The sequence below is a fragment of the Bradyrhizobium amphicarpaeae genome (assembly GCF_002266435.3).
In the GTDB taxonomy this organism is placed as follows: Bacteria; Pseudomonadota; Alphaproteobacteria; order Rhizobiales; family Xanthobacteraceae; genus Bradyrhizobium; species Bradyrhizobium amphicarpaeae.
In genome coordinates, this window is the sequence record NZ_CP029426.2 from 1,394,917 (window position 1) to 1,408,900 (window position 13,984).

12 protein-coding genes are annotated in these 13,984 nt (G+C 66.1%); 6 read left to right on the top strand and 6 right to left on the bottom strand.

Annotation, left to right across the window (positions count from 1 at the left end; translation table 11 throughout):
* Positions 1-13 precede the first annotated feature (13 nt).
* Genes CIT40_RS06755 through CIT40_RS06765 form a run of 3 tightly spaced genes read right to left on the bottom strand, consistent with a single transcriptional unit; the run spans position 14 to position 3,225 of the window.
* The gene (locus CIT40_RS06755) at positions 14-1,210 is read right to left on the bottom strand and encodes an acyl-CoA dehydrogenase family protein (protein ID WP_094891702.1); all 1,197 of its coding nucleotides are present in this window, start codon (positions 1,208-1,210) and stop codon (positions 14-16) included.
* 15 nt (positions 1,211-1,225) lie between these two features.
* Positions 1,226-2,365, bottom strand: a complete 1,140-nt coding sequence (locus tag CIT40_RS06760) for an acyl-CoA dehydrogenase family protein (protein WP_094891701.1) — start codon at positions 2,363-2,365, stop codon at positions 1,226-1,228.
* Between the two features lie 5 nt (positions 2,366-2,370).
* Positions 2,371-3,225 (bottom strand): enoyl-CoA hydratase, encoded by an 855-nt coding sequence (locus CIT40_RS06765; protein WP_094891700.1) that lies wholly within the window; start codon positions 3,223-3,225, stop codon positions 2,371-2,373.
* Positions 3,226-3,405: 180 nt separating this feature from the next.
* On the opposite strand from CIT40_RS06765, the gene CIT40_RS06770 reads away from it, so the two are divergent.
* From CIT40_RS06770 to CIT40_RS06795, 6 genes are all read left to right on the top strand, one after another.
* Entirely contained in the window at positions 3,406-4,008 is a 603-nt protein-coding gene (locus CIT40_RS06770) for a LemA family protein (RefSeq protein WP_094891699.1), read from the top strand.
* 132 nt (positions 4,009-4,140) lie between these two features.
* Complete coding sequence (locus CIT40_RS06775; protein ID WP_162307382.1) at positions 4,141-5,040, top strand: TPM domain-containing protein; 900 nt, start codon at positions 4,141-4,143, stop codon at positions 5,038-5,040.
* Between the two features lie 5 nt (positions 5,041-5,045).
* Entirely contained in the window at positions 5,046-5,543 is a 498-nt protein-coding gene (locus CIT40_RS06780; protein ID WP_094891697.1) for a TPM domain-containing protein, read from the top strand.
* A gap of 397 nt (positions 5,544-5,940) precedes the next feature.
* A complete protein-coding gene (locus CIT40_RS06785) occupies positions 5,941-6,924 on the top strand; it encodes a hypothetical protein (protein ID WP_162307829.1) in 984 nt (327 codons plus the stop codon).
* Positions 6,925-7,016: 92 nt separating this feature from the next.
* Positions 7,017-8,534, top strand: a complete 1,518-nt coding sequence (locus CIT40_RS06790; protein WP_094891695.1) for a hypothetical protein — start codon at positions 7,017-7,019, stop codon at positions 8,532-8,534.
* Positions 8,535-8,569: 35 nt separating this feature from the next.
* The gene (locus CIT40_RS06795) at positions 8,570-8,734 is read left to right on the top strand and encodes a hypothetical protein (RefSeq protein WP_167443329.1); all 165 of its coding nucleotides are present in this window, start codon (positions 8,570-8,572) and stop codon (positions 8,732-8,734) included.
* A 36-nt stretch (positions 8,735-8,770) separates the two neighbouring features.
* Here the strand turns inward: CIT40_RS06795 and CIT40_RS06800 are convergent, their stop codons facing one another.
* The 3 genes from CIT40_RS06800 to putA all read right to left on the bottom strand — a co-directional run bounded on the left by CIT40_RS06800 (position 8,771) and on the right by putA (position 13,890).
* Complete coding sequence (locus CIT40_RS06800) at positions 8,771-9,418, bottom strand: glutathione S-transferase family protein (protein ID WP_094891694.1); 648 nt, start codon at positions 9,416-9,418, stop codon at positions 8,771-8,773.
* Between the two features lie 150 nt (positions 9,419-9,568).
* Complete coding sequence (locus CIT40_RS06805) at positions 9,569-10,774, bottom strand: CaiB/BaiF CoA transferase family protein (RefSeq protein WP_094891693.1); 1,206 nt, start codon at positions 10,772-10,774, stop codon at positions 9,569-9,571.
* A gap of 116 nt (positions 10,775-10,890) precedes the next feature.
* Positions 10,891-13,890, bottom strand: a complete 3,000-nt coding sequence (gene putA / locus CIT40_RS06810; protein ID WP_094891692.1) for a bifunctional proline dehydrogenase/L-glutamate gamma-semialdehyde dehydrogenase PutA — start codon at positions 13,888-13,890, stop codon at positions 10,891-10,893.
* Between the last annotated feature and the right edge of the window lie 94 nt (positions 13,891-13,984).

The following is a 13,984-nucleotide window of genomic DNA, read 5'->3' on the forward strand; positions in this document are numbered from 1 at the left end:
ACGGAGGAGAGAGCTAAATCCCCAGCATCATCTTCGCGATAATATCGCGCTGGATCTCCGACGTGCCGCCGAAGATCGTATACGCCCGGCCGTTGAGATATTCCGGCACCGTGGTCAGCATCTCCTCAGGCGTCGCCGGCTCATGATTGAGCTGGTAGAGCGGGCGCATCGGCTCGACCGCGAGGGCGTCGTGGCCGATCACGTCGACGCCGAGCTTCGTCACGGCCTGGCGGATTTCGCTGTTGCGCAGCTTCAGGATCGAGGACACCGCGCCGGGATTCTGTCCGGTCTGCAGCGCCGAGAGCACCCGCAGCTCGGTCATCTCCAGTGCGTCGATGTCGACCTCGACTTCGGAGATGCGAGAGGCGATATCGGGGCTGTCGATGGCGCGGCCGGTCAGATCCGATTCAGCGAGATCCGCGATCGCCTTCAAGCCCTCGCGCAGCTTGGCTGAGGCGATGCCCGAACCGCGCTCGAACTCCAGCAGATATTTGCCGTAGGTCCAGCCCTTGCCTTCGTCACCGACGCGGTTGGCAACGGGGACGCGGACGTCGTCGAAGAACACCTGGTTGACCTCGTGATCACCGCCGATGGTGAGGATGGGGCGCGTGGTGATCCCCGGCGTCGTCATGTCGATCAGGATGAAGCTGATGCCGTCCTGCTGGCGCTCGCCGTCGCTGGTGCGCACCAACGCGAACATGCGGTTGGCGTGGTGGGCGTGCGTGGTCCAGATCTTGGTGCCGTTGATGACGTAGTCGTCGCCGTCCCGCACCGCGCGGGTCTTGAGCGAGGAGAGGTCGGAGCCGGAGCCCGGCTCGGAATAGCCCTGGCACCAATAGTCCTCGCCGGAGAGAATCCGCGGCAGGTAGAAGTTCTTCTGCTCTGGACTGCCGAAGCCGATGATGACCGGCCCGACCATCTTCACGCCCATCACGTTGACATTGGGCACGCCGGCGCGTGCGGACTCCGTCTCGAAAATCCAGCGCTGCGCCGGCGTCCAGGCCGGCCCGCCATGCTCCACCGGCCACCCCGGAGCGCCCCAGCCATTGGCGTGCAGCGCGCGCTGCCAGGCCATGCCGATATCAGGGTCGGAGAACACCGACGGCGTCAGCGCGGTCGCGCGCTTCATCTCCTCGGTGAGATTTTTCGCGATGAAGCCGCGCACCTCGTCCTGGAAGGCGCGCTCTTCGGCATTGAAACTGAGGTCCATGAGGCTCTCCCGGTGTCAGGCCTTGCGGCCGAGTTCGGCGTGACGGGCATAATGATGCGCGCTGCCGCCGAACAGTGTGTCGAAGGCGACGAGCCGCTTGAAATAGGCACCGACCTCGAGCTCCTCGGTGACGCCCATGCCGCCGTGAAGCTGGATCGACTGCTCGCCGACGAAGCGCGCGCATTTGCCAATCTTCGCTTTCGCGCCGGACGCCGCCCGGGCCCGCTCGGTCGGCGCAGCATCCACCTTCAATGCCGCCCGCAACGCCATCGAGCGCGCTTCGTCGACCTGCATCGCCATGTCGGCGAGGCGGTGGCGGATGACCTGGTTGGCCGACAGCGGCCGGCCGAACTGTTTTCGGATCTTGGTGTAGTCGAGCGTGGTGTCCAGCAGCGTCTGCATGATGCCGACGGCCTCCGCACCCAGCGCGGCCATGGCGCGATCGACCGCCCATTCGATCGCCGGCAGCGCGTCGCCGCCGTCACCGAGCAGGGCGTCTTCCGGCAGATGCAGATCGGACAGTGTGAGGTTGCAGGCGCGTCCGCCGCCGAGGCGCGGATAGTCGGAAATCGCAAGCCCCGGCGCTGTTGCCGGGACCACGAACAGGCCGATCCGTCCCGAAGGGCCGTGATGGTCGTGCATGAGCGCGGAGACGATGATCTCATCGGCGGCGTGGCCATCGAGCACCGCGATCTTGCTGCCGGCGAGGCGCCAGCCTTGCGCCGTCCTGGTCGCCGATGTCGCGACCTTGGCAAGATCGAACCTTGCCGCGCGCTCCGAATGCGCAAAAGCGAGCTTCAACGATCCATCGGCGATCTTCGGCAGGCTCGCCTGCTTCTGCTCATCGGTGCCGCATCTGGCGATCAGTGCGGCCCCCAGCACCACGGTCGCGACATAGGGCTCCGACACCAGCCCCCGGCCGAACGCTTCCATCAGGATGCCGATCTCGACCGCGCCGCCGCCGAGGCCGTCGAACTCCTCGGGAATCGGCAGCGCCAGCCAGCCGAGCTCGGCGAATTGTTTCCACACCGCCGGGCTGAAGCCGAGCGGATCGTTCGCCATCTTGCGACGGTGATCGGCGTCGTAGCTTCCGGCCACGAAGCGCTCCGCGCTCTCGCGCAGCAGCCGTTGCTCGTCACTGAGATTGAGATCCATTGCGTCTACTCCGCGGCCGCCGGCGGCTTGCGCACCGAGGGATGCAGGCCGGAGGGATCGACGATCATTCCGAACTCCTGAAGATTGTGCGCGTGGCAGAGCTGATGCAGCGCAAAGGCCTGGTCGATCGCGGCGGGCTGGCCCATCACATCGACCGAGCGGTTCACCGCTTCCTTGGTCATCTTCAGCGCGAATGACGGCTTTGCCGCGATCCTGCGCGCCAGCGCCAGCGTGCTCGCCGTCAGCTCCGCGCGCGGCACGACCTGGTTGACCATGCCCAGCTGCTGCGCCACCTCGGCGCTCCAGTTGTCGGCGGTGAACAGGAATTCCTTGGCCTTGCGCGGGCCGAGCTCCCAGGGATGCACGAACCATTCGACGCCGCACACGCCCATGGTGACGACGGGATCGCAAAATTGCGCATCGTCGCTGGCGACGATGAGGTCGCAGGCCCAGGCCAGCATCAGTCCGCCGGCGATGCACTTGCCGTGGACCTCGGCAATGGTCGGCTTTGCCAGGTTGCGCCAGCGCCGGGTGATCTGGAGATAGATTTCCTGCTCGCGCGCGAAGCGGCCATGGGCATTGGGTTCGGCAAAGCCGCCCCAATTCCCGATCGGTGGAAAATCGACCCCGGCGGTATTTTTGCCGCCGGGCCGCAGATCGTGGCCGGACGAGAAGTGCGGGCCGTTGCCGGCGAGGATGATCACCTTGACCTCATCGTCCTGCACCGCCGCGTCGAAGGCGGCGTTGAGGTCGTAGGTCATCTGCAGGTTCTGCGCGTTGCGCGCCTCCGGCCGGTTCATCACGATCCGGGTGACCGCCGGATCCGGCCTCTCCACGAGGATGGTTTCGAACGAGGTCATCGCGCTTCCCCCTCAGCGTTTCCAGTTTGATCTTATTGTTCCGCCAAGTTGACTATGTCGGCCAGGGATAGGCAAGAGGCTTGCGTCAGTCGGCTGCTTTTCGCGCCGCCGGCACAAGATGTCTGGCATCACGCGCGCTCAATCTGGTAGTTTGCGCCAGATTCCACCGGGAGAAATTTAATGCGCAAGATCCTGACCGTGCTGGCGGCGCTGGCCTCGCTGAGCCTCACCAATTGCGGCTACAACGCGATCCAGAGCGAGGACGAGCAGATCAAGGCCAATTGGTCCGAGGTCGTGAACCAGTATCAGCGCCGCGCTGATCTCGTGCCCAACCTCGTCAACTCGGTGAAGGGCTTTGCCCAGCAGGAGAAGGACGTGCTGCTCGGCGTCACCAATGCCCGCGCCAAGGTCGGCAGCATCCAGGCGACGCCGGAGGTGCTGAACGATCCCGCCGCCTTCCAGAAGTTCCAGGCCGCCCAAGGCGAGCTCTCCAGCGCGCTGTCGCGGCTGCTGGTGGTCACAGAGAATTACCCGCAGCTGAAGTCGGATGCGCTGTTCAAGGATTTGATGTCGCAGCTGGAGGGCACCGAGAACCGGATCACGGTGGCGCGCAACCGCTACATCAAGTCGGTGCAGGACTATAACGTCACCATCCGCTCGTTCCCGAGCAACCTCACCGCGATGGTGTTCGGCTACAAGGAGAAGCCGAACTTCTCGGTCGCAAACGAGAAGGAAATCTCGACCGCGCCGAAGGTGGATTTCAACACCGCGCCGGCGAAGTAAGCGCGTTCAGTCCCGATGCCTAACACACACTCCGCTGTCATTCCCCGCGAAGGCGGGGAATCCAGTACGCCGCGGCCTCTCCGTATCTCGCTGGCGTCTTTGGAATACTGGATCGCCCGGTCAAGCCGGGCGATGACGCTGAATGTGTGGCGCGTGGTTTTCGTTGCAGCACTCGTCCTCGCCCTCGCATTCCCCGCCTTCGCCGACGTCGCCATCCCCCAACTCACCGGCCGCGTGGTCGATCAGACCGGCACGCTCTCCAGCAGCGACATCGCCTCGCTGTCGCAGAAGCTGCGTGACTTCGAGACGCGCAAGGGCAGCCAGATCGCCGTCCTGATCGTGCCGACCACGCAGCCGGAGACGATCGAGCAATTCTCGATTCGGGTCGCGGAGGCCTGGAAGATCGGCCGCAAGAAGATCGACGACGGCGCGATCCTCGTCGTCGCCAAGAACGACCGGCATCTGCGCATCGAGGTCGGCTACGGCCTCGAAGGTGCGCTCACCGACGTCACCTCGCGGCGGATCATCGACGAAATCATCACGCCGAAATTCAGGAGCGGCGATTTCGCCGGCGGTATCGCTGACGGCGTCGAGCGCATGATACGGGTGATCGACGGCGAACCCCTGCCGGTTCCTTCGCCCACCGTGAACTTCGGCAGTCTCGATGACCTTGCACCGCTGTTCATCGTCACGCTGTTCGTATCGGTGGGCATCGGCGGCGCCTTCCGCGCCGCGCTCGGGCGGCTGCTCGGGTCAATCGCGACCGGCGGCATCATCGCGGCGCTGAGCTGGTTCATTCTCGGGTCTGTCGGACTTGCCCTCGCGCTGGGTGGTCTCGGCTTCATCATCGGATTTATCGCTGATCTATTTTCGGCGATCACGCCCGGCACCGGCCGCTCGCGCGGCGGCTCGTGGTCGAGCGGCTCGTCGTCGGGCGGCTGGAGCAGCGGATCGTCGAGCAGCAGTGACAGCGGCAGCTTCAGCGGCGGCGGCGGCAGTTTTGGCGGCGGCGGCGCCTCGGGGAGCTGGTAGCGGTCATGAGCATCAAACGCATTGCCAGACATCTCGTGCAGCATCATTGGCGGGCACAGCAGATCTTTCCGCCAGCCGTGCTCGGGCGCATCGAGCAGGCCATCAAGCAGGGCGAGACCACCCATTCCGGTCAGGTCCGCTTCGTGGTCGAAGGCGCCCTCGACGGCGCGCCGCTGTTCCGCAACCAGCCGGCCCGCGAGCGTGCGCTCGACGTGTTCTCGCATCTGCGCATCTGGGACACCGCGCACAACAACGGCGTCCTGATCTATCTCCTGCTCGCCGACCGCGATGTCGAGATCGTCGCCGACCGCGGCATCCACGCCAAGGTCGGTGCCGAGGGATGGGAAAGCATCTGCCGCGCGATGGAGACCGAATTCAGGTCGGGCCAGTTCGAGCGCGGCGTGATCGACGGCATCGCAGCGGTGTCGCGCGAGCTGGCGCGGCATTTTCCGCCGCAGGGCCTGCAGAGTAACGAGTTGCCGGATGCGCCCGTCGTGATGTGAACGAGTGTGATGTGAGGCGCTGCGCGCGTGCGCACGCTGCCACTCTCTCTCCGTCATCCTGAGGTGCAAGCCATGTGGCGCAGCGCGCCGCATGGAGAGCCTCGAAGCATGAACGGTCGAGCTACAGCCGGGCCGTCGTCCTTCGAGGCTCGCTCCGCTCGCACCTCAGGATGACGGAAGCGAGATAGCTGCCTAGCGCATATTCCGCAGCCGTTCATCTTGCGCCGGTTACAAATTGTTTCACGCCCGCCACACCGGTTCCATCTTCCCGGCTCAATTCAGCCCCTGATGACTTCCTAAAATTTCGGTAAGCGGGTCCGCAGGTAAGGATTTCGCAAGCAATGAAAGTTACCAAAAGGTCAACCCAGACTGGAGTATTTGAGCCGTGAGCGAACCAATGCCCGAGCAGGCTGCCCAGGACACCGGCGTCGTCGAAGCTGCTGCGACCGCGCCGCAGGCGATCGAGGGCGCCGGGATCGAGGCTCCCTCGATTGCGCCGGACCACGAGGCGCCGCCCAAACCTGATCCGGTCAAGATCGAGCCGCCAAAAATCGAAGCATCCCGGATTGAGGCGCCTAAGCTCGAAGCCAGAGCCGAGGCCAAGCCCGAGCCGAAGCCCGGCAAGCTCATCGTCATGGCGCCTTCGGAGCGGTCGCGGAACGGCTCGTGGGACCGCGAGGATTTTGCCCCGCATGTGAAAGCGGAAGAGGCGCGCGAGACCGGCGGCAAGCGCCGTCTGTCGGCGATGGCCGCGGTGGTAGCGATCGCGGCGAGCGTCGGCGCGATCAGCGGCGCGCTCGCAACTGCCGGCATGATGCACTTCGCCGCCCCCGCGAAGGCGCCGGTGCAGGTCGCCGACACCAGCGCGCTCGATGCTTCGGTGGCCCGGATCGATGCCGACCTCGTCGCGCTCAAGGCCAATGTCGAGCACAGCTCGAAAACCGGTATCACCCAGTTCAATCGCGCCAACGACCGTCTCGACAAGCTCGAGAAGGCGCAGGCCGAGCCGATGGCGAAGATCGCAAAACTGTCGGAGACCGTCGACAAGCTCCGCGTCGCGCCGCCCGCCGCTCCCGCGCAGGCCGCTGCAGCGGTGCCCAAGGAGACCACCGGCTCGATCGCACCGGCCCAGGTCGCGACTGCCGCCGCACCGCCTCCGGTGCCGGCCGCGCCCAAGACCGAGGTCGGCCGTATGCCGACGGTCGACGGCTGGCGGCTGCGCAACGCCGCCAATGGCGGTGCACTGATCGAAGGCCGTGACGGCCTCTACGAGGTCTATCCGGGCGATCCCATCCCCGGCGTTGGCCGCGTCGATGCGATCCGCCGGCAGGACGGCCGTTGGGTTGTCGTCACCAGCAAGGGGCTGATCGTCTCGCGCTGAGCGGCCCAGATACGATTTTCGAAAGGCGCTTCACCACCATGTGAAGCGCCTTTTTGCTTGAATAGGCCGACCGCCGCGGTGTTACCTCAGGCATGAGCCGCGCGTTGCGAATTCTCCTTGCCGCCGCCGTCCTGTTTGGCGGCACCGCCGCGCTATCGGCCGCGGAGACCGCGACGCTGACGCGCGGCACCGCCATCATCGATCCCGATCTCTTGCGCAGGCTCGACGAGGGCGACGCGCTCGCCATCCCGCGCCTGTTGGCGCCGGAGCGCAAGGCGGATGGTCCGCTGACGACCGACCGGCTGTTCGCGTCGCTGCCGCAGCTCAAGGATATTCCGCCGGCGATCGATGCGGAATTCGACCGCTACATCGCAGGGCAGAAGGCGGCCTTTCCGAGCGAGAGCGTCGGCGTCGGCGAAGGCTTTGACGTGCAGCTGTTCGACCGGGCCAATCTGAAATCGCGCGACACGCGCTTCGTGCTCGCCGGCATCGTCAACCGCATGGACCGCGCCTATGCGTCGGAGGAGTCCTGCGGCGAGATCCGGCTGATCTATCGGCTGGCGCGTTTCGACGGCACAACCGCGACGCGGCTGCCGATGACGCTCAATCTGGTGATGAAGGCGCGCGATGCACGCCAGATGGACGCGAATGGCAAGCCGATCAGTTGCGCCGAGGTCGCGCGGCGCTGGCTCGACAACGGCAACTGGCAGGGGCTGATCGGCAGTCGAGACGACGCCATGCTCGATCGCATCGAGACCAACATCCAGCTCTCGGTCGCGGCGAAGTCGGCGCTGCATGATTTCCGTTCCGACTATCTGCTCAAGGTGTTCAAATACGACACAGCCACCAAGACGTTCGCAGAATCGACGCTGGAGAACCAGATCGACCGTGACCGGATCATGGCGGACGACGCGCTGCGGCGCGACTTCAAGGATTGGCTGCTCGCACCCGAGCATCTTCGCGCGTTCGATCGCGGCACCGTGCTGATCCCCGAGAAATTCCTGGCCAGACGTGCGGTGGTGCCGACGCCGGCCGGCCTCGATGCTTCGGCGCTGCAGCCCGAATTCGGCATGATGCAGGCTGAATGGGAGGGCAAGGGCGAGCCGGTCTTCACCGACAACGACGTGGTCGGTGCGTTGAAGCAGGCGGCCGCGCGCGGCGAACTGCGGAACATCCGCTCGGTCGCGGGCTTCCAGCGCCGTCTCAACGACGTCACCTGCTCGGGCTGCCACCAGACCCGCGGCATCGGCGGCTTTCACTTTCCGGGCGTCGATTGGCTGGCGGACAAGCCGTCGAATTCCACCATCGTGCCGGCCTCGCCGCATTTCTTCGGCGACCAGCCCCGCCGCCGCGACATCCTGACCGCATTCGCCGCGGGCAAACGCCCTGATTTCTCACGCGGATTTGCCAGCCGGCCGCAGACCCGCGGCAGCCGGGAGCTCGCCGGGAGCGAGTATCAGGACGGCTGGGGCGCGCATTGTTCCCTGCAGGACGCGGGACCTGAAACGCGAGATGAGAGTTTTACGTCATGGAGCTGTGCTACAGGCTTGACCTGTCAGGCCGCCGCGGCCTCGCGCCACATCGGCATGTGCTTCATCAAGACGCGTTAGGCCACCGAGCGATCTGCAAGCGATTTGGATGACCCATGACGGATAGCAGCAACGCCAACAAGGCGCGCAATCGCGAGATCGCGCGCAATGAGGAAGCCAAGCAGGTCACCGGCAGCGCCCGCGTCAGCATCTGGGCGATTGCGGTGGCCGTCATCGTCGGCGGGATCCTGTTCACGCTCGGCTGGCTGGGGCTGCGGTAGTTTCCCGTCGCCCGCGCACGGGGCGAGGGAGAATCGTCACGTCGCGTAATTCGTCATCCGCTTGCCCGGCAGCAGCTCGTAGGCCGGCTTCCAGCCGGGCAGCGTGGCCATGCGGCCGAGCCAGGCGTGGATGGCGGGATGGCTCGCGGCGAAATCAAAGCCGTGCTCGTCGCTGGGATAGTGCAGATAGGCCATCATCGAGATGTCGGCGACCGTCGGCCTCGCACCGATCGCGAAGGCGTTGTGCTGGAGATGGCCGTCAAGAATGCCGAGGAAGTCCTCGAGCCGGCGGCGAAAATGCTTCAGCACCTGCGGGTCGTTCTTTTCGGTGAAGGCGCGCATGAAGCGATAGGTCGCCATGTAGCCGGTGAGCTTGTGGTTGTCCCAGAACAGCCAGCGCAGCAGCTCGAACTTCTCGTCCTCCGTCTCGGCGCCGAAACGGCCATATTGCTCGGCAAGCTTCAACAGCAGCGGCGCAGTCTGCGTCATCTTCACGCCGTCGACTTCAAGGACGGGAATCTCGCCCATCTCGTTGACGGCCTTGCGCCATTCCGCCGTGCGCGTGACGCCGCCGCCGAAATCGGTCCACACCGGCTCGAACGTCTCGCCGCACAGCGTCAGCATCAGCGCCAGCTTGTAGCTGTTGCCGGATTCGGGGAAGTAGTGCAGGCGGTAGTGCGGCATGGGACCTCGCGAGGAGCGGTGTTGGTGTGAATATAGTGAGATCGTCCGGAATCGTCATTGCGAGCGCAGCGAAGCAATCCAGCAATGCGTCCGCGGTGGCATTCTGGATTGTTTCGCTGCGCTCGCAACGACGGCTGCAGCAGCGCCGCCTTACCCCACGGCCCCCGACGACCGCAGCTGCCTGATCGTCGCCTCGTCGTATCCCGCCTCGCGCAAAATCTCATCGCTGTGCTCGCCGACGCCGGGCGGCTTGCGCGGCTGGACCTTCTTGGTGCCGTCGATCCAGATCGGGCTGGAGATGGTGAGCATGGTGTCGTTCTCGAACGGCACCAGCACCTCGTTGTCGAGCATCTGCTTGTCGTTAGGGATCTCGTCCAGAATGGCGACGACGCCGAACACGAGCCCGTTGCCGTCGAGGATCTTGCGCCATTCGGCGAGATCCTTGGTGGCGAAGGTCTCGTCAAAAATCTTGACCAGTTCGACCGAACGGGCTTGACGCTCGGCCTTGGTGGCGAAGCGCGGATCGCTGATGAGGTCCTCGCGTCCCAGGCACTTCGCCAGCGCCGGAAACTGCTTTTCCTCGCTGAGCAGCGACAGGATCAGCCAGCGGCCGTCCTTGCACTGATAGTGGTTGGCGACCGCGTTCAGCGCGCGTTCGCGCGGACGCCGCTCGCCGAACTTGGCGCCGCAGAGCTTTGCCTGCGCCAGCACGCTCGCGGCCCAGACGCCGTTCGCCATCAGATTGGAGGCGACGTGCGAGCCCTTGCCGGTCTTCTCGCGCTGATACAGCGCCGTGACGATGGCGCCGTAGAACGCCATGGCGCAGGGATGGTCGCCCATGCCCGCGACCGAGCGGGCCGGGGTGGTGTCGGTGTCGGCGCGGACCAGGTCCATCAGGCCCGAGCGCGCCCAATAGGCGTTGCTGTCGAAGCCGGGCTTGTTGGCCTCCTCGCCCTTCTCGCCATAGCCGGTGAAGGAGGCGTAGATCAGCCGGTCGTTGAGATGGGCGAGATGATCATGGGTGATGCCGAGCTTGGCGCGCACCGGCGGCGGCATGTTGGTGATGAAGACGTCGGCCTCCGCGACCAGCTTGTAAAGCACGGCCTGCGCCTCCGGCTTGGCAAGGTCGAGCGCGATGCTCTTCTTGTTGCGCGCTTCCAGCAGCCAGGCAAAATTATGCTCGCCGGTGGGATAGCCCGGCAGGTTCGGCAGGTTGCGATAGGGGTCGCCGGCGCCGGGCGGCTCGATCTTGATGACGTCAGCGCCGAAATCCGACAACACGGTCGCCGCCGCGGGCGCAGCGATGAAGCTCGCGCAGTCCAAAACCTTCAGGCCTGAAAAGATGCCTTTTTCCATCGCGGCGTCGCTCCCTTAGCTTCGGTCGTTTCCCGCGCGCTGGAATTGGCGCGGGCCGGTGTTGGGAGCATTAGACCGATGTTTTGCAGGGATGCAACGGCGCCTGGCGCAGGGCCTCACTCCTCCCCCGCAAGCAACGCCGCGTTGCCGCCGGCTGCGGCCGTGTTGATCGTCACGGTCTGCTCGGTCGCGAAGCGGGCGAGGTAGTGCGGGCCGCCGGCCTTGGGGCCGGTTCCCGAGAGGCCGTTGCCGCCGAAGGGCTGCACGCCGACCACGGCCCCGATCATGTTGCGGTTGACATAGATGTTGCCGATCTGGAGGCGGTCGATGATGGCCTCGATGGTGTCGTCGATGCGGGAATGGATGCCGAGCGTGAGGCCGTAACCGGTGCGCTCGATCGTCGCAAGTACGCGTTCGAGACTTTCGGCGCGGTAGCGCACGACGTGAAGGATCGGGCCGAATACCTCCTCGGTGAGCTGGCCGGCGTCTTTGAGCTCGAAGATGTGCGGCGCGACAAAGCAGCCTTGCGGCGCGTGGCCTGCAAAGTGCAGTCGCGCCTCGCGCGTCATCCGCGCGATATGCGCCTCCAGCCGCTGCTTGGCCTCCATGTCGATCACCGGGCCGACATGGGTTGCGACGTCGCAGGGATCGCCGATCCTGAGCTCGCGCGCCGCGCCCGCGATCATCTCGATCATGCGGTCGGCGACGTCCTCCTGCACGAACAGGAGTCGCAGCGCCGAGCAGCGCTGGCCGGCGGAGCGGAACGCCGAGGTCACGACATCGTCGGCGACCTGCTCGGGCAGCGCGGTGGCGTCGGCGATCATCGCATTGATGCCGCCGGTCTCCGCGATCAGCGGCACGATCGGGCCGTCCTTGGCGGCGAGCGTGCGGTTGATGCTGCGGGCGACCTCGGTCGAGCCGGTGAAGACGACGCCGGCGATATCGGCATGCGCGGTCAGGGCGGCACCGATGCGGCCGTCGCCGGCAACGAGATGCAACGCATCTTTCGGGATGCCGGCCTCGTGCAGCAGGGCGACGGCCTCGCGCGCGATGCGCGGCGTCTGTTCGGCAGGCTTGGCCACCACGCTGTTGCCGGCCATCAGGGCTGCGGTGACCTGGCCGAGGAAGATCGCCAGCGGAAAATTCCACGGCGAGATCGCGACGAAGACGCCGCGGCCGCGCATGGCGAGCGTATTGCTCTCGCCGGTCGGGCCCGGCATCGCCGCATCAACGCCGAACAGCTTGCGGCCTTGCGCGGCATAATAGCGGCAGAAATCGACGGCTTCGCGCAGCTCCGACAGCGCGTCGTCGAGCGTCTTGCCGCCTTCGGCCTGTAACAGTGCGATGAAGCGGGCGCCGCGGCTTTCCAGGAGATGCGCGGCCTGCTCCAGCGCTGCCGCACGCGTGGTCGCCGGTGTCCGGCTCCAGCTCGCAAAGCCGGCACGCGCGGCAGTCACTGCCGCATTGGCCTGCTCCGCCGTGGCATCCGCGATCGGCCCGAGCCCGGCGGTCTCGGCCTTGACGTCGGTCAGCAGCCGGTCGAGCCCGAGGCGCGCGCCGAATTCGACGCCGCGCGAATTGCGCCGCTCCGGCGCGTAGAGATCGCCCGGCAGGGGAATTTTGGAATGGGCCGCCGCTTCCGGCCGGACGATGGCGTCCGCCGGGCGCTGCAGCAGCGCCGCGACAGGCACGCGATCATCGGCGGCCTGCGCCACGAAGGAGGAATTGGCGCCGTTCTCCAGCAGCCGCCGCACCAGATAGGCGAGCAGATCGCGGTGGCTGCCGACCGGCGCATAGGTGCGGGTGGCGATCTCGGGGCGATCTCCTGCCAATTGCTCGTACAGCGCTTCGCCCATGCCGTGCAGGCGCTGGAATTCGAAGCCGCCACCGTCTGCTGCGAGCTCCAGCACGGTCGCGACCGTCAGCGCGTTGTGCGTGGCGAATTGCGGGAAGATGTGCGGCCGCAGGGCCAGCAGCTTCGTCGCGCAGGCGACGTAGTTCAGATCCGTCATCGCCTTGCGCGTGAAGACGGGATAGCCGTCGAGCCCGCGTTCCTGCGCGCGCTTGATCTCGGTGTCCCAATAGGCGCCCTTGACCAGCCGCACCATCAGCTTGCGGTCATGCGCGCGCGCGAGCGCATCGACATGGTCGATCACCGCACTGGCGCGCTTCTGATAGGCCTGGATCGCGAGGCCAAAGCCGTCCCAACCTCTCAGCGAGGCATCGGCGAGCGTCGCCGCGATCACATCGAGCGACAGCTCCAGCCGGTCGGCTTCCTCGGCATCGACGGTGAAGTTCAGGTCATGGGCCTTGGCACGCTGCGCGAGGTCCAGCAGCAGCGGCACCAGCTCGGCCATCACGCGCTCGCGGCTGATCGCCTCGAAGCGCGGATGCAATGCCGAGAGTTTTACGGAAATGCCGGGCCGGTCGGGCAGGGGATTGCTTCCCGCAGCCTTGCCGATGGTCTCGATCGCGCTGGCATAAGCGTCGAAATAGCGCCTGGCGTCCGCGGCCGTGCGCGCGCCTTCGCCGAGCATGTCGAAGGAATAGCGCGGCCTTTCGCCGGAGCGCGGCTTGCCCCGCTCCAGCGCCTGCTCGATGGTCTCGCCCAGCACGAAATGATTGCCCATCAGCCGCATCGCCTGGCGCGTGGCGGTGCGCACGGCCGGTGCGCCGAGCCGCTTCACCAGTCGGCCGATCGTGCCGCCCGGCGTCTCGCCGGGCTGGATCACCCGCGCCGACAGGCCGAGCGCCCAGGCCGAGGCGTTGACCAGGAAGGCCGTGGATTTGGTCTCGTGGTGGATGAAGTCGCCCTCACCGAGCTTGTCCTCGATGAACTGGTCGGCGGTGCGCGCGTCGGGCACGCGCAGCAGCGCTTCCGCCAGCACCATCAGCGCGAGCCCTTCCTTGGTCGAGAGCGCGAACTCCCGCAGCATGTCCTCGACGCCACCCAGCCGGTCGTCGCGCTTGCGGATCGCCTCGATCAGCCGCGTCGCGGTCCGGTCGATCCGGGCCTCCTGTGGCGGGCTGAGATGCGACGCCGGCAGCAGGCGCGCGGCGATCTCGGCATCATCGGGCGCGTAGGGGGCGGTGAAGGGCGGCGGGATGTCCGGCATGGCGTGTCCTGTGGCTCGATTCAGGATAAGGCCCCTGTGACCGTGGTTCGATAGACAATTTTGTCGATTTGCCTTAGGAAATGAGGATCAGAGG